General features: G+C 68.7%; 17 protein-coding genes and 3 pseudogenes. 5 read left to right on the top strand and 15 right to left on the bottom strand.

The features are described 5' to 3' along the window. Positions 1-31 precede the first annotated feature (31 nt). The gene (locus tag AC3EO4_RS30525) at positions 32-226 is read left to right on the top strand and encodes a hypothetical protein (protein ID WP_431898804.1); all 195 of its coding nucleotides are present in this window, start codon (positions 32-34) and stop codon (positions 224-226) included. Between the two features lie 131 nt (positions 227-357). Here the strand turns inward: AC3EO4_RS30525 and AC3EO4_RS30520 are convergent, their stop codons facing one another. From AC3EO4_RS30520 to AC3EO4_RS30510, 3 genes are all read right to left on the bottom strand, one after another. Then, positions 358-1,998, bottom strand: a complete 1,641-nt coding sequence (locus tag AC3EO4_RS30520) for a SulP family inorganic anion transporter (protein ID WP_431898902.1) — start codon at positions 1,996-1,998, stop codon at positions 358-360. A gap of 68 nt (positions 1,999-2,066) precedes the next feature. Then, positions 2,067-2,408 carry an ArsR/SmtB family transcription factor gene (locus AC3EO4_RS30515; protein WP_379577259.1) on the bottom strand — a complete coding sequence of 114 codons (342 nt, stop codon included), beginning with the start codon at positions 2,406-2,408 and terminating at the stop codon, positions 2,067-2,069. Continuing rightward, positions 2,408-2,623: a hypothetical protein gene (locus tag AC3EO4_RS30510; RefSeq protein WP_379577261.1), complete on the bottom strand. Its 216-nt coding sequence runs from the start codon at positions 2,621-2,623 to the stop codon at positions 2,408-2,410. The genes AC3EO4_RS30515 and AC3EO4_RS30510 overlap by 1 nt, the downstream gene beginning before the upstream one ends. 427 nt (positions 2,624-3,050) lie before the next feature. On the opposite strand from AC3EO4_RS30510, the gene AC3EO4_RS30505 reads away from it, so the two are divergent. Beyond that, positions 3,051-3,983: an Acg family FMN-binding oxidoreductase gene (locus AC3EO4_RS30505; RefSeq protein WP_431898803.1), complete on the top strand. Its 933-nt coding sequence runs from the start codon at positions 3,051-3,053 to the stop codon at positions 3,981-3,983. Between the two features lie 137 nt (positions 3,984-4,120). On the opposite strand, the pseudogene AC3EO4_RS30500 reads toward AC3EO4_RS30505, so the two are convergent. From AC3EO4_RS30500 to AC3EO4_RS30490, 3 genes and pseudogenes are all read right to left on the bottom strand, one after another. Beyond that, positions 4,121-4,867 (bottom strand): annotated as a pseudogene (locus AC3EO4_RS30500) (universal stress protein); the annotation flags it as partial. A 199-nt stretch (positions 4,868-5,066) separates the two neighbouring features. Beyond that, the gene (locus AC3EO4_RS30495; RefSeq protein ID WP_431898802.1) at positions 5,067-5,354 is read right to left on the bottom strand and encodes an STAS domain-containing protein; all 288 of its coding nucleotides are present in this window, start codon (positions 5,352-5,354) and stop codon (positions 5,067-5,069) included. Between the two features lie 381 nt (positions 5,355-5,735). Beyond that, positions 5,736-6,531 (bottom strand): annotated as a pseudogene (locus tag AC3EO4_RS30490) (transposase family protein). A 35-nt stretch (positions 6,532-6,566) separates the two neighbouring features. On the opposite strand from AC3EO4_RS30490, the pseudogene AC3EO4_RS30485 reads away from it, so the two are divergent. Continuing rightward, a pseudogene (locus tag AC3EO4_RS30485) lies at positions 6,567-7,686 on the top strand (IS630 family transposase); the annotation flags it as partial. Between the two features lie 76 nt (positions 7,687-7,762). On the opposite strand, the gene AC3EO4_RS30480 reads toward AC3EO4_RS30485, so the two are convergent. After that, on the bottom strand, positions 7,763-8,140 hold the full coding sequence (locus tag AC3EO4_RS30480) for a nuclear transport factor 2 family protein (protein WP_379577267.1): 378 nt from the start codon (positions 8,138-8,140) through the stop codon (positions 7,763-7,765). 375 nt (positions 8,141-8,515) lie between these two features. After that, the gene (locus AC3EO4_RS30475) at positions 8,516-9,013 is read right to left on the bottom strand and encodes a hypothetical protein (RefSeq protein ID WP_431898801.1); all 498 of its coding nucleotides are present in this window, start codon (positions 9,011-9,013) and stop codon (positions 8,516-8,518) included. 480 nt (positions 9,014-9,493) lie between these two features. On the opposite strand from AC3EO4_RS30475, the gene AC3EO4_RS30470 reads away from it, so the two are divergent. Beyond that, on the top strand, positions 9,494-10,450 hold the full coding sequence (locus AC3EO4_RS30470) for an Acg family FMN-binding oxidoreductase (protein WP_431898800.1): 957 nt from the start codon (positions 9,494-9,496) through the stop codon (positions 10,448-10,450). A 382-nt stretch (positions 10,451-10,832) separates the two neighbouring features. Here the strand turns inward: AC3EO4_RS30470 and AC3EO4_RS30465 are convergent, their stop codons facing one another. The 7 genes from AC3EO4_RS30465 to AC3EO4_RS30435 form a co-directional block, all read right to left on the bottom strand. Continuing rightward, on the bottom strand, positions 10,833-11,267 hold the full coding sequence (locus AC3EO4_RS30465; RefSeq protein ID WP_379577272.1) for a CBS domain-containing protein: 435 nt from the start codon (positions 11,265-11,267) through the stop codon (positions 10,833-10,835). Between the two features lie 273 nt (positions 11,268-11,540). Continuing rightward, positions 11,541-12,041, bottom strand: coding sequence for a hypothetical protein (locus AC3EO4_RS30460; RefSeq protein WP_431898799.1), 501 nt, complete (start codon positions 12,039-12,041; stop codon positions 11,541-11,543). Positions 12,042-12,712: 671 nt separating this feature from the next. After that, on the bottom strand, positions 12,713-13,618 hold the full coding sequence (locus tag AC3EO4_RS30455) for an LLM class flavin-dependent oxidoreductase (RefSeq protein WP_431898798.1): 906 nt from the start codon (positions 13,616-13,618) through the stop codon (positions 12,713-12,715). Between the two features lie 30 nt (positions 13,619-13,648). Then, the gene (locus tag AC3EO4_RS30450; protein WP_431898797.1) at positions 13,649-14,629 is read right to left on the bottom strand and encodes an aldo/keto reductase; all 981 of its coding nucleotides are present in this window, start codon (positions 14,627-14,629) and stop codon (positions 13,649-13,651) included. 1 nt (position 14,630) lies between these two features. After that, entirely contained in the window at positions 14,631-15,722 is a 1,092-nt protein-coding gene (locus AC3EO4_RS30445; protein ID WP_379577277.1) for an NAD(P)/FAD-dependent oxidoreductase, read from the bottom strand. A gap of 83 nt (positions 15,723-15,805) precedes the next feature. Further along, positions 15,806-16,270, bottom strand: coding sequence for a MarR family winged helix-turn-helix transcriptional regulator (locus AC3EO4_RS30440; protein ID WP_379577278.1), 465 nt, complete (start codon positions 16,268-16,270; stop codon positions 15,806-15,808). A gap of 571 nt (positions 16,271-16,841) precedes the next feature. Next, positions 16,842-17,603 carry a class I SAM-dependent methyltransferase gene (locus AC3EO4_RS30435; RefSeq protein ID WP_431898796.1) on the bottom strand — a complete coding sequence of 254 codons (762 nt, stop codon included), beginning with the start codon at positions 17,601-17,603 and terminating at the stop codon, positions 16,842-16,844. Positions 17,604-17,915: 312 nt separating this feature from the next. Between AC3EO4_RS30435 and AC3EO4_RS30430 the strand changes: the two genes are divergently transcribed. Further along, positions 17,916-19,301, top strand: coding sequence for a serine hydrolase domain-containing protein (locus AC3EO4_RS30430; protein WP_431898795.1), 1,386 nt, complete (start codon positions 17,916-17,918; stop codon positions 19,299-19,301). Positions 19,302-19,919 lie beyond the last annotated feature (618 nt).

Below are 19,919 nucleotides of genomic sequence, written 5' to 3'. Positions count from 1 at the left end.
GGCCGAATGGAAGCTAGGAGCAAACCCCTTCATGCCCACGTACCTCAAGAACCGGCTGGGCCGCGCGCTGCTCGGCGTCGCCATCACCGCAGGCGCCGTGACCGCCGTCGCCTCTGTCGCACAGGCCGCCCCACCGGCCGGTTCGGTTGTTTCGCCGGCCCCCGCGCCCACGTTCCCGCCCCCTCCGCTGACGCCCCCGCGGTGCTCGGCCGTGCCGCCCATGTGATCGACGCCAAGACCGGCAAGGTCTACTTCAGCAAGAAGGCCGATCTGCGCGTCCCGATGGTGGACTCCGTAGGCCGCCTGAGAGTTGAGACCACCCCGGGCCGGCAGGTCCGTGCGCTTTCGGGACTCTCCTCAGCGGGGCGCAGCTGGGGGGCCGGCGGGGACCGGCAGGATTCCAGCATGGCGGAGTTGGTCGCGGGCGGCGGCGATGGCTTCGGGGGTGGTGGCGAAGACGCGACCCGCCTGGTCTAGGTGAGCGATGACGCCAAGGGCGTGCAGGGGCTGGTGGTGGCCGTCGCGGATGCCGGAGACATAGACGGTGATGCCGCGGCGCTGCAGACGTTCGATGGCGTCGCCCAGGACCAGGGCGCCGCTGGCGTCGATGGTGGTGACGCGGGACATGCGCAAGATCACCGCGGAGACGGCGGCGACCTCTGAGAGCTCCAGCAGGAAGCGGTGGGCGGCGGCGAAGAACAATGGCCCGTCCAGCCGGTAGGCGACGATGTGCTCGGCGAGCAGGTCGTGTTCCTGCCGGTTGTGGTCGCCGGGCAGGTCGTGGGTGAGCGGCATCTCATCGAGGCGGACGTTGCGGGCGACGGCACGAAGAGCCAGCGCCCCGGCCACGATCAGACCCAGGATGACGGCTTGGACCAGGTCGAGCGCCAGCGTCGCGATCGCGGTCAGGACCAGGACCACGGCGTCGCCGCGGGTCGAGCGCATCATCGCCTTCACCGAGCCGACCTCCACCATGCGGACCGAGGTGGCCAGCAGAACGCCGGCCAGCGCGGCCAGCGGAATGCGGGCCACCACGCCGGCGGCGGTGAAGACGATGACGGCCAAGATGCCCGCGTGCGCCAGCGCGGCCAGCCGCGAGGAGGCGCCGGAGCGGACGTTGACCGCGGTGCGGGCGATGGCGCCGGTGGCCGGCACCCCGCCGAACAGCGGCGCGACGAGGTTGGCCAACCCCTGACCGAACAGCTCCCGATCCGGGTTGTGCCTGTGGTTGACGCTCATGCCGTCGGCCACCGCAGCCGACAGCAACGACTCCAGCGCGGCCAGGGCGGCGACCGCGATCGCCGGGGCGATCAGCGAACCCAGTGCGCTCACATCGAGGAAGGCCACAGACGGCGCGGGCAGCCCGGCGGGCAGGTCGCCGATCCGCGCCACCGGCAGGCCGGCCAGCTCGACGGCGAGTGTGGCCGCCGCGACGGCCAGCAGCGAGAACGGCACGGTGGGCCGCCAGCGTGCGCCCAGCAGCATCGCCACAGCCACGACCAGCGTGATCGCCGGCGCCCACCACCGTGGACTGGCGAGAAAGTCCTGCATGGCCCGCCAGGCCACACCGATGACCTTGTCCCCGTCCGGGGTCGGCACTCCCAGCGCGGCCGGGATCTGCTGCAGGCCGATCACGCAGGCGATGCCGATGGTGAAGCCCTCCACCACCGGGGCCGGTACCAGGGCCATGTACTTGCCCGCATGACCCAGTGCCAGCGCGATCAGTAGCAGCCCGGCGAGCACGCCGACCGTCAGCACCCCCGACGCGCCATGGGCGTGCATGATCGGCACCAGCACCACCGTCATCGCACCGGTCGGGCCCGACACCTGCAGACTCGAGCCGCCGAACAACGCCGCCAGCGCACCTGCGACCACCGCGGTGGCCAGACCCGCTTCCGCGCCCAAACCGGAGGAGATGCCGAAGCCCAGCGCCAGTGGCAACGCCACGATCGCCACCGTGAGCCCGGCCAGCAGGTCACGCCGGGGGCGACGGACCATCGCGGTCAGTTCCCCACGCTCGGGCAGCACCGAAACAAGACGGGCCCAGCCCGAGGACAACAGGGAGGTCACGAGGAGCCGGCCTCCGCCTGCATCAGTTCACTCAGCAGCTCGTGCTGCTCGGTGAGTTTCTGGGTGAGCAGCTTGCGGGCCGCGCGCAGCAGGTCGGCCACGTCTCCGCCGGCCAGGGCGTAGACCATGGTGGAACCGTCGCGGTGGGCGCTGACCATCCCCGAGCGGCGCAGTACTGCCAGATGCTGTGACATGCCCGTCGGCTCCACCTCGATGGCGGCCAGCAGGTCGCGCACCGGTCTCGGCCCGTCCTGCAGCAGCTCCAGCACACGGATCCGGACCGGGTGGCCCAGTAGACGGAACAGCTCAGCCTTGGCCTCGTACAACGGCACCGACATCACAGCGCCGTCCCTTCGCGCCCCTCGGGCTCATCCGGTTCGATCTCGCCCAGGCTGATCTGCACGCCATGCGTGCGCGCCAGCCGGGTCACGTGCTCCCATTCGGCTTGGGCCAGCGCCAGCGCGTCGGCGTCATCGTCATGGCGGGCCGCCTCCAACGCCATGCCCGCCCGAAGTGCCCGTTCCCTGACCGCCGCAGCGAAAGACCCGCTCACAACACCCCTTGGTCCCGATCCCCAACCGTCCACGTCCATGATGTAATGAATTGCGTAGATGCGCAATTCATCAACCTGAAGATGGGGTTGTAGCGCTGTGGGCGGGCACCAGCGGCCCTAGCCAGCGCTTTCCTCCCATCGGGGGCACAAGCGGGTGCAGCCCTCGCAAGCCCGTTCGATCACGTCAGGCCGGCTGCCCCGAGTTGAAACGCCCAGACCGGCGAGAGCGCCGACACCATCACGACCACCCTGAAGCGGAAGTGGACGGGGCGGTCGCACCGCTGGGCAGAGGACCCGCGAGTCGCATCCTGAGGTGCTGCACGGGTTGTGCATGGGGCCAACGCCTTGATGGCACGGGACTTTTGGCCCTGACCGGAGGCGAGAGCCGGGTGATTCGCTGGAGTGGACACCGTTGGAGGTGATCGCCATGCGGTCAGAGGCGATACACGCGGCGTTGAAGGCCGCGACCTGGGCTCCGTCCGTGCACAACAGCCAGCCGTGGACGTTCGCCGTGGCGGGCGAGGAGATCTGCGTCCGTGCGGACGCCGATCGCAAGCTGCGCGTTGGCGACCACGCGGGCAGGGAGATGCTGATCGGCTGCGGCGCGGCGCTGTTCAACATCCGCACTGTGCTGCGAGACAGGGGATGGGCCCCGGTGACGCGGATCCTGCCCGACCCCGACAGGCCGAACCTGCTGGCGACCGTACGGTCGGGCGAGGCGGTGACACCGGACGAGACCACCCGCCTGCTCAGCGGCGAGATCGAGCGCAGGCGCACCCACCGCGCGGGGTTCACCACCCTGCCGGTCCCCGACAAGCTGATCGAGGCCCTGGTACGGCAGGCGGCCGCCGAGAACGTCAAGCTCGTGCCCGCCGGAGACGAGGCGGCTCTCCGCATGCTCGCCGCCGCCACGCAGGTAGCCCAGGGTGCGAGACCCCAGGACCCCGAGGTCCGCCGGTGGGCACGCCCGCCGGACAGTCCTCGCAAAGACGGGGTGCCGGCCGACTCCTATCCGCGTGAGCCGGCCGATACCGGTTTCCCTCAGCGCGACTACGCCTGGGGGACCGAAACGGATCAGTCCAATGCCGCGACGGGCGTGGTGGCGATCATGACGACACGAGGGGATTCCAGGGAAGAGTGGATCGCGACCGGTCAGGCCTTGCAGCGAGTGCTGCTGTACGCGTGCGCCTATGGGGTGAGCGCTACCTTCCACACCCAGGCGCTGGAGCTGCCGCATTTGCGCGAGTTCCTGCGTGAGGAACTGTGCTCGGGCGCGTACCCGCAGATGATCATGCGGTTGGGGTTCACGTTCGACGTCAGCCGCAGCGTCCGGCGTCCGTTGTCCGAGGTTCTCGACTGAAGAGGGTGGGCCTGCCGGCATGCCGGTGAACCGGCTGCCTCGCAGCCACGGTCAGCGGACCACGGCCACCGGACAGTGGGCACATGGTGCAGGACGCCATGGCTCACCGAGCCGAGCACCGCCGACTTCACGCCGCCACGACCTCTGCTGCCCACCACAAGCAGGCTTGCCCGCTTGGACGCGGTGACCAAGGCAGAGGTCGGCGGGGCACACGCAAGGTCTTCGATCACGTCGACGCCGGGCCGTTCCTCTCGCCATGGGGCGAGCAGTTCTCGCAGGGTGCGGCTGTGGGCGTCGAGCGCCGCGTCCCTGTCGAAGGAGATGAAGTGGATGGGGACCTCCCATGCGTGCACGACACGCAGCGGCCGGCCGCGCAGCTCGGCCTCGGCGAAGGCATGCGCCAGCGCGGGCCCGCCGGCCCGCGAGCCGTCCACCCCGACCACGACTTCTTCGCCCGCAGGCGCTTGGCGCGCCACGACCACTACTCCGTTCGCATGGCCCGCGACCCCCACGCTTACGGAGCCGAGGACGGCGCCGGTGAGGCCGCTCAACCCGCGCGTGCCCACCACGAGTTCGATCGCGTCCTCGGACATCACCCGTAGTCCGGCCACGGGGTGACCGACCATCAACTGGGTCATCACCTTGAGACCGGGCCGAGCCTCGCGCACACCTTGGGCGGTGTGCTCGAGCAGTTCCTGGCCAGCCTTGATCAACTGGTCTTTGAGGTCCAAGGGCGACAAGCGAGGCACGCTGTAGCGGGCGTGGTCGACGACGTGGACGACGCGCAGCGATGATCCCTTGCGCTCGGCGTCCTCGGCGGCCCAGTCGACAGCGACGTTCGCCTCTGGTGATCCGTCCGTCCCGACAACGATCTTCGTGTCCATGTCACGTCCTCCTTCAGTCTCCACAGTGCGGCCGTTCGAGAAGAAAGAGCAGGGTCGAAAGGCCCGGTGGAGGGCGACCAACGACACTGTCCCCCGGATATGCCGCAACCCTTGGTGGACTGATCGACGCCCGCCCTGGACGCGCACCGACAGGTGACATCGGTCCTTTACCGGAGCGTGACCCTGACCCCGCATCCGTTCAGGGCGTGTGCTGGAGAGGCCTGCAACCGACCTCGCAGGAGGAGGCTGAAATGACCTTTCCCGAACGACGAGATGTCCGCGTTCTGCTCGACCGCCCGCCGAGGCGGCGCGCCCGATCGTCGGCGCGGATCAGCGCGGTCAAACCGCCGGCATCCAGGAAGGTGACCTCACGCAGGTCGAGAACGACATCGGGACGCGACCGGCTGAGCACGTCGACGAGAAGCCGCTCAAGTTGTTCTGCCGTGGCGATATCGACCTCGCCACGGCACATGACCGTCGTGATCATGCCGCCGAGACGCCGCAAGGCGCATCCACGGCCCCCGATGCGCGGTGACCTTGAAGAAGGGCGCAGTACAGCAGGAGTCGCTCGCCACTTGGGCGCTCAAGGAGGAACGTACTGCCGGTGACGGTCCCGTTCCGCCGAAAAGGGCAGAGTTGAGGTTCGCTTGCGGTCAGCCTTCGCTCATAGCCCGCTGTACGGCAGGGCCGATGTCCTATGATCCGGGGCCGATGGCCGGTAAAGCCTCGTATGAGCGCGTCGTACGACGCGTTCGCCGATATCTGGCCGCCATCGGACCGTCCGCCCTGACGCCCGCATCCGTATGGCCAGTGCGACCAGAAGATCCCTTGCTTTCAGCCCTGGTCAATGAGGTTTTCTCAGCGTTGATCATTTCCAGATTCTGTTGAGGACGAGGGCGGCGCGGGCGATGTCGCCGATCCGCTTCGGGCTGAGGGTGATGTGCTGCAGGCTGCGCCAGCGTTGCTTGAGTTCGGCGGCGGCGCGCTCGCCCAGGGCCCGGATGTGTCGTACGAGTGTGTTGAAGGCGCGGTTGTCGGTGTGGAGTGCCTTTTCGGACTGGCCCTTGGGGCGTCGGTGGGGAACGAGGATGCCGATGCCCGCGCCGATGTAGCCCTTGTCCGCCAGGGTGGGCAGGCCGTCGGCCGCCGCCTTGTACAGGGCTGGCAGCGCGTGCAGGTGGGCTGCGGTGATGTCCGGGGTGGAGCCGGGCTCGGCGTCGGAGACCCACAGCGACGTGCCGTCGGGAGCGGACAGGAACTGCACGTTCCCGCCGAATGCCTTGTGTCTCTGGCTGAACCACAGGTCGTTGCCGTTGTCCCGGACCCCGGCCACCCGGTCGCACTCGATCAGCGTCCCGTCCAGGATCACGTGGATCATGCCCTCCTGCCGGCAGCGGTCCAGGACCTGGTGCAGGTCGGGGGGCCCGCTCGGCCAGGACGTCGATGCCCTCGTGCAGGTATCGGTAGGCGGTGGCCTGGGAGATCCCGGCGTCGCGGGCCAGGCAGTGCACGCAGCCACGCTCGCAGAACCAGCGCAGCACCAGCACCGCCTGCCGGAACGGGCCCAGCGCCCGCGAGCCCTTCGGCGTCCCGATCCGGCGCCGGCGGGAGGCTAGTGCTCTGACCGCATAGGTTCGCCGGTTTGGTGATCGTGGCGGTTTGATGGGCGGTGACGTCCGATCCGACCGCTGGAGGCGCGGTGGCCGAGCCTGTCCGTGTGCGCAGACTGACCGACCAGGAGGGGCAGAAGCTGCAGCAGATCGTGCGTCGGGGCAGCACCAGCTCGGTGCGCTACCGGCGCGCGATGATGCTGCTGGCCTCGGCTGGCGGGAACCGGGGTGCCTGTGATTGCCCAGCTGGTGCAGGCCGACGAGGACACCGTCCGGGATGTGATCCACCGCTTCAACGAGATCGGCCTGGCCTGCCTGGACCCTCGGTGGGCGGGAGGCCGTCCCCGCCAACTCAGCTCTGACGAGGAGGACTTCGTCATCCAGACGGCCACCACCCGCCTCACCAAGCTCGGCCAGCCCTTTACCCGCTGGTCCCTGCGCAAGCTCGTCGCCTACCTGCGCAAAGTCCACGGCCGGATCATCCGGATCGGCCGCGAGGCGTTACGCTGCCTACTCGCCCGCCGCGGCATCACCTTCCAGCGCACCAAGACCTGGAAGGAATCTCCCGACCCCGACCGCGAGGCGAAGCTGGACCGGATCGAGGAGGTCCTTGACCGCTTCCCCGACCGGGTGTTCGCCTTCGACGAGTTCGGGCCACTGGGGATCCGTCCCACCGCGGGCTTGGGCTGGGCCGAGCGCAAACGCCCCGACCGACTGCCCGCCACCTACCACCGCACCCATGGCGTCCGGTATTTCCACGGCTGCTACTCGATCGGCGACAACCGGCTGTGGGGCGTCAACCACCGCAGGAAGGGTGCCGCGAACACGCTGACCGCGCTGAAGTCGATCCGCGCCGCCCGCCCGGACGGTGCCCCAATCTACGTGATCTTGGACAACCTGTCCGCCCACAAAGGCGCCGACGTCCGCCGCTGGGCGAAGACGAACAAGGTCGAGCTGTGCTTCGCCCCGACCTACGCGTCCTGGGCCAACCCGATCGAGGCGCACTTCGGACCCCTGAGGCAGTTCACCATCGCCAACTCCAACCACCCCAACCACACCGTGCAGACCCGAGCCCTGCACGCCTACCTGCGCTGGCGCAACGCCAACGCCCGCCACCGCGACGTCCTGGCCGCCGAACGCAAAGAACGCGCCCGCATCCGCAGCGAGAAAGGCATCCGCTGGGGCGGACGCCCCCTCAATACCGCAGCCTGGCCAACCGCGAACCGCAGCCCCGGAGCGCCGAACGGGCCGGTTCAGGAGAAGGACGGCGCCAGAGAAGGATGACTTAGGAGGCGGACGGCTCGATCTCCCCCGCGAAGACGATGACCTGGTCGATGAGGCTCCGCCGCAGATGGACGACGTCCGTTCCCGCCAGGCGGGGACCTCCATCCGGCGTGGTGAAGACCCACTGGTACCGGGCCCACTCGTCAGGCATGTCTACCGCCGAGCAGCGCACCATCGTGCCGGTCCCCGCCGGGTGGCGCCGGATGTCCAGCACGAACCGCTCGACCGCCTCGATCCCTTCGCTGCGGCCCAACGGCCCCCAGAAGATCACGTCCGAGGTCAGGGCCTGGGAGAGCAGCGCAGTCACATAGCTGTCGTCCGAGGCGTTGAACGCGGAGATGAACGTGTCGATCGCGGACCGCGCGGTCTCTTCCTGCATATGCCAGTAATACCAGTCGCTTCGCGAAACGCGGTCGGCCCGTGAGCCGTCTCCCGATCACGGTGAACCATCCCGGTCACAGCACTAGCAGCCGGGCGAGATGCTCCACGACATGGCGCGGGACGTCAAGCAGCGCAGCGTAGGTAACCAACGTGAAGCCTCTGGTTCAGCGGACATGATCTTGGCAGACCTGTTCCTACCAGGCGCTTCGCGTGCTCCGGAGCTTCGCGCAGATGGCTACCCCGAGAAGGCGTCGCCGGGCACGCTCCGCTCACCAATTGATTACTTGTCAACCGGGCACTCTGCGAGGATGACGCGGCTGGCAAACCGGTGATCGCGGCAGACACCGGACGCCGTTGCCGAGGGCCGAAGTCGTCATCGGGCCGACGCAAGGTACGTATCCAGGTCGTCGTCCGGCGTCCGGCTGCGCAACCACCGCAGCTTCCCATCGGTGATGCGGTAACGGTCGACGAGGTAAGTCCAGTCCCCGTCATCATCTTCGTACCGGAGGCACAGGAAGAAGTCAGCGTCGGCGAGAAACGGAGCCAATGCGGCAATACATCGCACATAGTCTTGGTAGGGGTGGTACACGCAGTCGGTATGAACCCGGACAAAGGACTCGGGTTCCTGGTGAAGCCAGAAAAGCCCCCTGACCCTTACGTCCATGCTGGAGAGAATCTTAATGAGTGCTGAGATGTGACGGCGCTCGAACCGCAGCACAGCGGTATGGTCGGACACCTCTGGGGAGATCTGGCGAACCCTCAATGGACCGTGGTAGATGAGGCGGCCGACGGGGACCTCCTCAACGGCCCGGAGAAGCTCCTCCTGGGTGGCACCCGGCTCGAGGAGGACGGCGGTTGGGTCATCGCGCATGCATCAAACGCTACAGCCCTGCGGGTAGCTGGACATGATGCTGACCTTGTCCGGGTCTTCGATGTCCCTACGCCTTGCTGATGTAAGTACTGGCGCAAGTCTTCATTGAGAAACCTCAATGGCAACAAGTTGACGATCAATCGATCACTCGGGCGGCCATCTTCTTTATTCCCGTGGCGCTGACCTATCCGGGGTAGATCCTCCGCGAACGCAGGGTTTCACGGGCTTAGACCGTTTCATTGCATGACTCCCATGGCGTCGGGTCCTTTCGTATGTACGAGAAAAATGACAAGCGTTGCATCAATGGATGGATCACTCTGGGGCCGGAGAACCCGAATGAGGGAGGGCCTTGGTTCTGGCGCAGACATCTCCCGGCAACCAGACAAGAGGGCCGACGGCCTGCCACAGGGGGCTTTCGGCCCTGGCAAGGGATTTTCCAGCATGGTCCGCTGGTCTCATCCATGCTGGAGGTGTACCGCCATGAAGGATAAGGCGATCCATGCGGCGATCGAGGCCGCCACCTGGGCCCCCTCGGTCCACAACACGCAGCCCTGGACCTTCGGCGTGTTCGGGGACGAGATCAGTCTGCGCGCCGACGTCGAACGCAAGCTCCCCGTGAGCGACCCGTCCGCTCGTGAACTGATCATCAGTTGCGGCGCCGCGCTCTACACCCTCCGGATGGCGGTGCGGGCCGCAGGCTATGAGCCCGTCGTCCGGATCCTGCCAGACCTCGACCGCCCGTCGCTGCTGGCCACCGTACGGCTCGGCGATTCGGTGACGCCGGACGAGACCGTCACAATGCTGGCCGGCGAGATCAAGCGGCGTCGTACCCATCGCGGCGGCTTCACCAATCTGCCCGTGCCTGACCGGGTGATCGAGCGACTGGTCCAGCAGGCGGCGGCCGAGAAGGTCAGGCTGGCGCAGATCCGCTCCCCCGAGGGAGTGGACGTGCTCGTCGCACTCACACAGGCCGCGCAGAGCGTGCAAAGACGGGACCGGACATTCGACCTGGAGGTGATCCGATGGTCCCGCCCGCCGGGCAGCTCCCGCCGCGACGGGGTGCCCGCCGATGCCTACCCACGTAAGGCGGTCTGTCGCTTCCCACAGCGTGACTACGCGCACGGACACGACTGGGGCGCCAACACCGACCAGAGCATGGCGACCTCGACCGGCATCGTGACGATCATGACGACGCCAGGCGACAGCCGCGAGGAGTGGATCGCCACAGGCCAGGCGTTGCAGCGGGTCCTGCTGCACGCCTCCGCCTACGGCGTCAGCGCTGCCTTCCACACCCAGGCGCTCGAGATGCACCAGCTGCGCGAGTTCCTCCGACACGAGCTATGCTCGGGCGACTATCCCCAGATGATCATGCGCCTGGGGGTCGTCTTCGACGACAGCCGGGGAGTGCGCCGTTCCTTGACGGAGGTCCTGGACTGAAGAAGTCGAAGGCCCTCCGAAGCGAACCGTCCGGCCCTGCGCCGCGATGGCGTGAGCGGTACACCGCCAAGACCACCTGACGTGCTGGCCGCGTACTCCTCCGCCGGCCCCGCCGACGCTTCCGGCGGCCTGTTTCTGACGCGATACCGACACCGGGATCTTGCCGTCGATTCGCTGGCCGTCCGATCCCAGGAGACTTCCGGCGATAACGTGCCCGAGTCGCACGGTTGCCAGTGCGGGGACCACATAGGTTCACCGGCTCGAGGAACTGGCCGCCCACGCCGCGAACGTGCCGTGCCCGCAGCGAGAAACAGCGATGCCGGGCCGGCCGCTCGCCCGAGCTGCCTGATCACTCAAGCCGTGAACGTTCGTGGAAACCGCACTATCCTTCCTGGAAGTGTTCGGGCGTGCTGATCTCCCTGGCCAGCGGCCCGAGCAGATTGGCTGTGAGCTGGTTGACCCGCAGCAGCAGGTCGTCCACGCTCAGGACGCCGACCACCGTGCCTGCCTCCACCACGGGCAATCGGCGGAAAGCGCTCCGCCGGAACATCTCGACCGCCACGTCCAGGTCGTCATCAGGCCGCACGGTGGCCGGATCCCTGGTCATGACCTCCTGCACCTGGGCCTGGTCGTCCCCTCCCTGTGCGAGCACCCGCAGCACCAGGTCGCGGTCGGTCACGATGCCGATGACCTCCCGTCCGTCGCTGATGACGACGCTGCCGACCCCGGAATGGTCCATCTGCCGGGCGATGTCACACACCGCCGTGTATGGCGGCACCACGACCACCGGCGTGGACATCACGCTCTTGATCTTCATGTCCTCCCCCTAACCGGACCATCGCAAGGCCGGTGTCGCCCAGATGACGGTCATGGCGGCCCCACCGAGCAGATCTCTAACGGCGAAACCGGCATGACCATCGGCGCGGCAGGTCAGGCAGCGGCGTGGGACAGCGCGAACCCCGTGGCCCCGAGTGCATGCCCTCCCCACCCCTCCACAGTGACGGTCAGCGCGGATCGCTCGAAGAGCCATTGGTCCCTCACATACGGGTCGTTCGCCCCAAGGCCTGGTGCCGCGCCACATGCTGCGCGGTCAGCCGATGCTGTCACGACGAACCCCTCGACCACGGTCCCGCAGGGATACCGTTGCGATCCACCTGGTCACGGCCATAGTCCTGACATCAGTGTGACGTTCGGCCCTGGTAGGGCGTGTCATCACGTTCTGCACTGGAAAGGGAGGGTTTCGATGGTTCTCCGACCAGTGGCTGATGTCGTACAGCAGCTCGGCCAGTGGTCGCACCGGCTGCGTGATGTCGTGCGTGAACACCGCCACGCCGACCGGTACCGGGTACGGCTCGAGCGCCCGCGAGGTGTCGTGGTGCAGCCGCGCCGAGGAGGCCGCGGTGGCGGTCAGCCAGTACAGCGAGATGTTGGTGAGCATCCGCTCGTCACTGATCGGCGAGCGAGGGCCGGTCCACTGCGCGGAGCCGTCGGCGATACAGGCCAGTTGGCCGACCGGCGAGTCGGTCAGCGCGTAGCCGATGGTCTGCGGGGTGAGGGCCTGCAAAGCCTGGAACGGCGGCCGGTTCGCCATCAGTTGTCTGACCTTGTTCAGCCGGGAACTCGTGCGTTGCGGACAGGTCGATATCGGCGTCCGGGACCGGCCGGGTCGGCAGGAAGTTGACGTGCGCCCCGACAAGCCGCTCGGGTGCCACCGCGCCGAGCGCCATTGAGGCGCCCGAGCCGAAGTCGCCGCCCCGCGCGCCGTAGCGCTCGTACCCGAGACGGCGCGTCAGCTCGGCCCAGGCCCGCGCGACCCGGACGATGTCCCAGCCGCGCTCGTGGGTCGGCCCGGAGAAGCCGTACCCCGGGATGGAGGGTCACCAGGTGGAAGTCGCGCGATAGCGGCTCGATGACGTCGAGGCACCGCTGGGCCACGCGGACGCTGACGCCTTCGATGGTGCCCTGTACGTGCACACCGGTGACCGTTGCGCCACCAGCCGCCGGCGAAGAAGCCGGAGGCGTCCATGTCGTGGACCATCGTGGCCAGGGTGGTGGTCAGGTAGGTCGCGAAGCGCTGCTCGGCGGGTGCGAGTACCCGGTGGGTGATGGCGCGCGGCGGCGTGGAAGCCGGGGCGCTCCTCGGCGAGCGCCAGGGCGATCTCCCAGCAGCGCGCCGCCACGTTGGCCACCGGTCCGGCCGTCGGCCGGGGACGGGCACCCGCTGACCGGCGGACCGGATGTCCCAGTCGGTCCGGTGTCGCGCTACTTCGCGATCGCCTCGCGTACGGACGGGACGATCTCCTGGGCCCAGCGGGCCAGGACGGTGAGGTCCGGGGCGCCGTGGCCGGCGGAGAAGAGCGTGAAGCCGGACGCGCCGTGCTCCAGCACGGCTCCGGTCAGTTCCTCGACCCACTGGTCGACGGAGCCGCCGAGCCAGCGGCCGTCGCGGTCGCGGGTGGCGGGCAGCGGCCGGTCGGTGATGCGGCCGGGGAGGTTGAAGACCGTGCGGATCTCGCTCGGATCGCGGCCGACGGACGCTGCGGCCTCGTCGATGATGGGCCGCGAGGCCCAGTAGCGTTCGCTGAGCCAGTCGGCCGCATGGCCGGGGATCCAGCCGTCGGCCACGCGGCCGGTGGCGGCCAGTGATTTCGAGCCGACCGATCCTGTCCATACGGGAGGCGCGGCGACGGGAGCGGGCTCGATCTGGTTCACCCGGTAGTGGTTGCCCTCGTAGGTGACCGGAGGGCCGCCGCCCGACAGCAGCTTGACCAGGACGATGGCCTCCTCGAAGGCGTCCACGGCCTCGCCGGGCGTCAGCCGCGGCACTCCCATGTCGGCGATGCGATCCCACAGCCCGCCGGCGCCCATGCCGAGCACGACGCGGCCGCCCGACAGTGCCGACAGCGAGGTCACCGTCCTGGCCAGCATGGCAGGAGGCCGGGTCGGCAGGTTGGTGACGTTGGCGAAGCCGGCGATGTGCTCCGTACGCCCGAGGATGAAGCCGAGCGCGGCGTAAGCGTCCAGGCGCCCGCCGATGTAGGGATGGTCCGACAGGGTGAAGATGTCGAGCCCGTCCCGGTCGGCCTGCTGGGCCATGCGCAGCAGCTCGGGTATGTCGTCGATGCCGGGATGCGTGCCAAGGCCGAAGACGACGTTATGCGCGGACAATGTTCTGCCTTTCTGTGCAAAGGGAGATGTTCACCAGGCGTACGCTTCCGGCGCGGGCTTGGCGCCGTTCGGCCCGGGCGGCGGGAACAGCTCGTCCAGCCTGGCCAGCGTGCCCTCGTCAAGGGTGATCGCCAGGGCCCTGAGCGAGCCGTCGAGCTGCCCGACCGTGCGCGGCCCGATGATCGGCCCGGTCACGCCGTCCCGCGTGAGCAACCAGGCCAGCCCGACGTCAGCGGGATCCTCGCCGATGGCGGCGCACATCTTCTCGTACGCCTCGATCTTTTCGAGGTGTTCGGCGAGGGTGCGGGCCGACCGCCCGGAATCGCCGCGGGAGGCGCCACCCTCCTTCTGCTTGCGCAGGACGCCGCCGAGAACACCGCCGTGCAGCGGCGACCACGGGATCACGCCCAGCCCATAGTGCCGCGCCGCGGGCAGCACCTCCAGTTCGGCCCAGCGGTTCATCAGGTTGTAGATCGACTGCTCGGCGACCAGACCGAGCATGTGCCGCGAGCGCGCCGCCTCCTGCGCCTGTGCCAGGTGCCAGCCGGCGAAGTTGGACGAGCCGAAGTAGAGCACCTTGCCCTGCTGGCGCAGGACGCTGAAGGCCTCCCAGATCTCCTCCCACGGCGTGCTCCTGTCGATGTGGTGCATCTGGTACACGTCGATGTGGTCGGTGCCCATCCGCTGGAGCGAGGCGTCGCACGCGCGCCGGATGTGCAGCGCGGACAGGCGGCTGTCGTTGGGCCACTCGCCCGTCGGGAGGTAGAGCTTGGTGGCCAGGACGGTCCTGTCGCGCCTGCCGCCCCCGGTGGCGAACCACCGGCCGATGATCTGCTCGGTGCGGCCTTCGCCGTACACGTCGGCGGTGTCGAAGAAGTTGATGCCGTGCTCGTGCGCACGGTTCATGATCGTGTGGCTGTCTTGTTCGGACGTTTCCGTCCCGAAGTTCATCGTGCCCAGGACGAGCCTGGACACGGAGAGGCCGCTGCGGCCGAGCCGGGTGTAGTCCATGTCAGGCGGCGCCGAACTGCTCGGTGAAGCGGCCGGTGAACAGGTCGGCCCCCTTGTACGCCGAGACGGTCTCGGCCGGGACGACGGCCGGTCCGTCGGGGGTGGGCAACTGGCCGACACCCCTACGCGGGCCGAGGGGCAGCAGGATCATGGGGTGGGGGAGCGGCTGGTAGGTGGCCGTCGGCTGCTCGCCGCGCAGCTGGGCGATGATGTTCTGGGCCACCACCTCCGCATGCTGCATCGCGTACCCGGCCATCTTGGCCTCGGCCACGTCGGTGATGTCGCCGATGGCGTAGACGTGGTCGTATCCGTGCACGTTGAGGGTCTCGCTGACGGGAACCTGCCCCTGCGGCGTACGAGTCGTCAGCCGGCCGCCGGCGAGGTAGTCGCTGTTGACGCGCACCCCGTGCGCGCGGAACCAGATGTCGGCGGTGATCTCCTCCCCTCCGGTCGTCGTGACGGTGAACGTCGCCGCCTGGCCGGGCTCGGTCGCCGGAGGCGTGGTCAGGCCTGTGCCCAGCCGCAGGTGAATGTCCAGCTCGTCGAGCTGGCGGTGCAGTTCCTCGCGCATCTCCGCAGGGAAGGTGTCCATCAGTCGCTCGGCCGGGTCGACGAGGGTCACGTGCTTGTGCGGCCAGACCTCCTTGATCTCCCCGGCCAGTTCCAGGCCTACCGGCCCGGCGCCGAGGATCAGCACCCGCTCGGAACCCGCCAGTTCCTTGTGCGTCCTGAGCAGGTCGTCCAGAACGCCGTCCGTGGAGTCAGAGGTGGGCTTGGCGGGGTAGGCGTAGCTGGAGCCGGTGGCCAGGACCAGGTAGTCGGCCTCGACCCGCCGGCCTGAGGCCAGGGTGACGCCGCCGGGGTCCACCGAGACCGCGCGGTCGCGCACCACCGTGCCGTGCCTGAGCCACTGGTCGTAGGGGAAGAACATGTTGTGCGCCCAGTCGGGCTGGGTCAGCGCCCGCAGCGAGCCGGCCGAGTTGATGAACGAGTCACGCGGATCGATGAGGACGACGTCGGCCTCGGGGTCCAGCGCCTTGGCGACTGCGGAACCACCGTAACCTCCGCCGATGACCACGACTGTACGACTCATGATGCACGCTCCAACAAAAAGGGTTGCAGTTCGTGTCACGAACAATATTGGTTCGTAGCACGAACTGCAACTCCTTCTTTGATTCAGCGTGCGGGATCCGGTTCCAGGAAGACGGTGGGAACCTTGTTGTCCGTCACGACGCGGCCGAGCAGGGCGGCGAGTGCGTCGCGCTCCGCTGGGGCGAACCCCGAGGTCAGTTCTTCGACGCGGCGGCAGGTCTCGGTGTAGAACTCGTCGGCGAGCTTGGCGCCCCGCCTGGTGAGCGCCACTCGTACCGCACGCGAGTCCTGCGGGTCGGATGCGCGCTGGACCAGACCGTTGCGCTCGGTGCGGTCCACCAGGCCGGTCAGGCTCGACTTGGCCAGGCCGAGCACCGCGCCCAGCTCGCTCATGCCGTACGGCTGCGCCATCAGGACGCACAGCAACTGGCCCTGCTGCTGGGTGAGGCCGTACTCGCGGGCGGAATCTGCGTACACGGCATTCACCAGGAACGTGGACCGCACCAGCGCGGCCACCGTCCCGATCTGACCGTCATCATGCTTACTCACTTGGCCAGAGTAACAAATTCGTGGGACGAACTACCGCCTCCTGGGCGGGTTCTGTGCCGGACGCGCACGATGCCGGGAACGGATCTGGCGATCACGCGCCTACCGCCGGCCGCGGCTGACGGCGGCTGTCCCGGCAACGGGGACCTGTCCCGACCCGGCCCCAACGTGTATGCCCTCGGCCATCACCACGTTCGTGGCAACATGAGCCCGTACGAGGGTGCCCGGCACATCCCCTGGGTGGGCGGGCGCGAGCTGTCCATGGCCGCCAGCCGGTACTTTTCCATCGGGCAAGCCGAACGAGGCGGTCGCGGACGTGGTCAACGCGCACGCCCGGCTGGACATGTCCCAGGCGTGGGGGAACGGCAGCACCCCCGTGGCCGCGGACGGCGGCCGCCTGCGAATCTCACCTCGATATCGGTTTGACCCGGCTGCATGACGGGGCGCGCGAGCGCGGTGCAGCCGTGGCCGACCTCGCTCGCAAGGTCGTCATCCCCGCCGGCTGGAACAAGGGTCCGGACCCGCACGCGTCGGCTGGTTCGTCGCAACGCCTGTCAACGAGGCGCCGTTGGCGTTACCAGCTCCGTTCGAGCGTGAGCAGCGGCTCAGAGAACACGGGCGCCGGTGCGTCGGGATCTGCGGCGACAGCCTGCTCCAGCCGGCGGAAGCCGGTCTCCAGCTCGTCGGGACTGAGCTGAGCGAAGAACGAAAGAGTGCGCAGGCGCAGCCGTTCGAGCATGTCACCGCGGGTGCCGGAGGACGGCTCGGTAACCGTGCCGAAGCCGGCAACGCGCCAGCCGGCCGACGTGAACATCGCGATGACCTCGTGCAGCGGCTGAAACAGCGAGGCGTCCGCCTCGAAGCCGCGGGGGAAGTGCTCCAGCCACCACGGCCTGGGATGGTGGTCGCTGAAGTTCGCGCGCAGGAGCAGCCGCCCGCCGGGCCTGAGCACCCTGGCCAGCTCCCGGGCCGCCCGCGGCTTGTCCTGGACGTGGTGCCAGGACAAGAACATGAGAGCGTAGTCGGCGCTTCTGGACGGCACTGGCATGTCCTCCGCCGAGCCTGCCAGATACCGCACATCGGGATGCAGGGACTGCGCCTGCGCTGTCTCGCGCATGCGGACCGACGGCTCGACGCCGGTGACCGGCCCGAACGCTCGCGCCAGCGCGGGGGTGAACCTGCCGGTCCCTGAGCCGACGTCCAGCCCGGCCAGCGGACGCCGCTCGGGCAGTACCGCTCCGAAGGCGCTGATCCATGCCTGCAGCTGCTGCTCGGCAAGCGCGCGGCCACGCGCGTAGTCCTGGTACTGCTCCGTGTTGTAGTCGATCCGCCTCATCGCAGCTCCCGCCGCGTCATCCGGGCTATGGCAATCGGCCCGATATATCGAGTTGATACATCGGCACGATATGCGGTGTGGCGTCATGCCGCAAGACGGGCCCAGCGGTCGGCGTGCTTACACCGTGGCCGCCGGCCAGGTCTAGGGTCGCGGCCGGCTATGACCTGTCCCACGGGGTGCTTCGGGTGGGCGATCTCGACGGTTGATCGTCCGCCGGGACGAACCGGCGGGCCGCCTGTGGTGGAAGCGGACGAACGCGGTCCGTTCGCCCTGGCCTATGCTCCAGCGGAGATGGAGTCAGGAGGGATGCCGGTGTCGAAGTTCGATGAGGTCAGCGCATGGCTGCGAAGCCGGCTGCCGGACCTGCTCGCCGAGAACCGGGTGCCAGGGGCGGCGGTGGCGGTCTGCGCCGGCGACGAGTCGGTGGACGTCGCGGCCGGGGTGCTGAACACGGCCACCGGCGTCGAGGCCACGACCGGCTCGCTCTTCCAGATCGGCTCGATCACCAAGGTGCTGACCGCGACGCTGGCCATGCAGCTGGTCGACGAGGGCAGGCTCGACCTCGACGCACCGGTGCGCGCCTACCTGCCCGGCTTCGTGATCGCCGATGAGCGCGCGGCCGCGCGGATCACCGTGCGGCAGCTGCTGTGCCACGTCTCGGGCTTCGAGGGCGACATCTTCACCGACACCGGCAAGGGTGACGACTGCCTCGAGAAGTACGTCGACCTCTTGCACGACGTGCCGCAGCTGTTCGAGCCAGGGGAGATGTTCTCCTACAACAACGCCGGCTTCTGCGTCTTGGGGCGAATCGTCGAGGTTGTCCGGGGCAGGCCGTTCGACGACTGCATGCGGGCGCACCTGTTCGAGCCCCTGGGCCTGACGCACGCTGCGAACGACCCGTACGACGCGATCCTCCACCGCACCGCGGTCGGGCACATCGAGCAGGAGCCCGGAGGCCCGCTCGCACCCACCCGCGTCTGGGCGCTGGCCCGATCGAACGCGCCGGCCGGCTCGATGCTGGCGATGCGCGCCCGCGACCTGCTGGCCTTCGCCCGCATGCACCTGGCCGGCGGCCGGGGACCGGACGGCCGCGCCGTGCTCAGCCAGGAGAGCGTCCGGGCCATGCGGCAGCCGCAGGTCGCACAGCCCGACCTCGACCAGGGCACCGGCTGGGGCCTCGGCTGGGAGCTCTTTTACCGCCCCGACCGGGCGATCTTCGGTCACGACGGCAACACCATCGGCCAGTCAGCGTTCCTGCGCGTGGTCCCGGAGCGCGACGTGGCGCTGGTGATCCTCACCAACGGCGGCTCCCCGAAGCCGGTCTTCCGCGAGCTCGCCGGACGTCTGCTCGGCGAACTCGCCGAAGTTGAGCCGGGCGAGGTGCCCCGGCCGGACCTGGCCGCGCGCCTGCTGGACGCCGCCCGCTACGTCGGCACCTACCTGTCGAGCACCTCGCGGACCACGGTGAGCCAGGACGCCGAAGGGCGGCTGTGGCTGGACCGCGTCCCCCTCGGCGTCACCGCCGACCTGGACGAGGCGCCGTACCGCACTGAGCTGGTCGCCTGGCGCGGCGACTCGGTGCTCCCGACCGAATCCGAAGGGGGCGTCGGCGCGCCGCTCGCCTTCCTCGGAGACGACGGGCAAGGGCGCGCCCTCTACCTGCACACCGGCCGGGCCGACCGGCGCGTGCCGTCCTGAACGCGTAGAAGGATCGCTGAAGAGGTGGGATCGGCGTCCTGCCGTCAGACGGTGGTTGGCTCGAGGGTCCAGACGCCGCCGTGTGGGTGAGTCCACGGTGGACGGCGTGCGGCGGGTGTGTAACCAGGCCTCGTCGGTGACGCCGCGTCCGCTCGTGGTGGTGGTGTATCGGCCCGCAGCGGGCATTCGATGCACCGTTTCTTGACCTGCGCTACTTCTTGAACCGCGCGATTCGGGTGCCGCCGGCTTGCGGCCGCCCCAGGACGACGGTGTGTCCACCCGGGGCCGACGGTCAGGTCTCCGCACACACTCCAGCCGGCGTCTCCATCAGAGTGATCATCCGGATCATGCTCTGACTACCGCGATCCGGCACACGACAAGACCGGCCGGCCCACCGCCCCGACCCCTCACCGCCTATGACCGTTGACGCTCAGCCGTCTGTCTTGGAATCAGTCGTCCAGCCGTTCACGGTTCCCGCTCCGCCGCGACGGCTCCCGGCGATCAGTTCGTCGAACTGGACGAACGCGGACTTCAAGGTTCGATCGAAGCGACGAACACCGCCAGGTGATCGCGCCCCACTATCGTCGAATGGATTGGGAGAGCACGGCCCTGAGCACG

This window comes from Nonomuraea sp. bgisy101, assembly GCF_057708945.1.
This window is presented reverse-complemented; position numbering and strand designations above follow the sequence as displayed.

Coding starts and splice junctions, on each gene's coding strand:
- AC3EO4_RS30460 (WP_431898799.1), bottom strand. CDS start 12,041: ATGGCGAACCGGCCGCCGTTCCAGGCTTTGCAGGCCCTCACCCCGCAG.
- AC3EO4_RS30515 (WP_379577259.1), bottom strand. CDS start 2,408: ATGTCGGTGCCGTTGTACGAGGCCAAGGCTGAGCTGTTCCGTCTACTG.
- AC3EO4_RS30495 (WP_431898802.1), bottom strand. CDS start 5,354: ATGATCACGACGGTCATGTGCCGTGGCGAGGTCGATATCGCCACGGCA.
- AC3EO4_RS30480 (WP_379577267.1), bottom strand. CDS start 8,140: ATGCAGGAAGAGACCGCGCGGTCCGCGATCGACACGTTCATCTCCGCG.
- AC3EO4_RS30525 (WP_431898804.1), top strand. CDS start 32: ATGCCCACGTACCTCAAGAACCGGCTGGGCCGCGCGCTGCTCGGCGTC.
- AC3EO4_RS30450 (WP_431898797.1), bottom strand. CDS start 14,629: ATGGACTACACCCGGCTCGGCCGCAGCGGCCTCTCCGTGTCCAGGCTC.
- AC3EO4_RS30435 (WP_431898796.1), bottom strand. CDS start 17,603: ATGAGGCGGATCGACTACAACACGGAGCAGTACCAGGACTACGCGCGT.
- AC3EO4_RS30470 (WP_431898800.1), top strand. CDS start 9,494: ATGAAGGATAAGGCGATCCATGCGGCGATCGAGGCCGCCACCTGGGCC.
- AC3EO4_RS30505 (WP_431898803.1), top strand. CDS start 3,051: ATGCGGTCAGAGGCGATACACGCGGCGTTGAAGGCCGCGACCTGGGCT.
- AC3EO4_RS30520 (WP_431898902.1), bottom strand. CDS start 1,998: ATGGTCCGTCGCCCCCGGCGTGACCTGCTGGCCGGGCTCACGGTGGCG.
- AC3EO4_RS30465 (WP_379577272.1), bottom strand. CDS start 11,267: ATGAAGATCAAGAGCGTGATGTCCACGCCGGTGGTCGTGGTGCCGCCA.
- AC3EO4_RS30475 (WP_431898801.1), bottom strand. CDS start 9,013: ATGCGCGATGACCCAACCGCCGTCCTCCTCGAGCCGGGTGCCACCCAG.
- AC3EO4_RS30445 (WP_379577277.1), bottom strand. CDS start 15,722: ATGAGTCGTACAGTCGTGGTCATCGGCGGAGGTTACGGTGGTTCCGCA.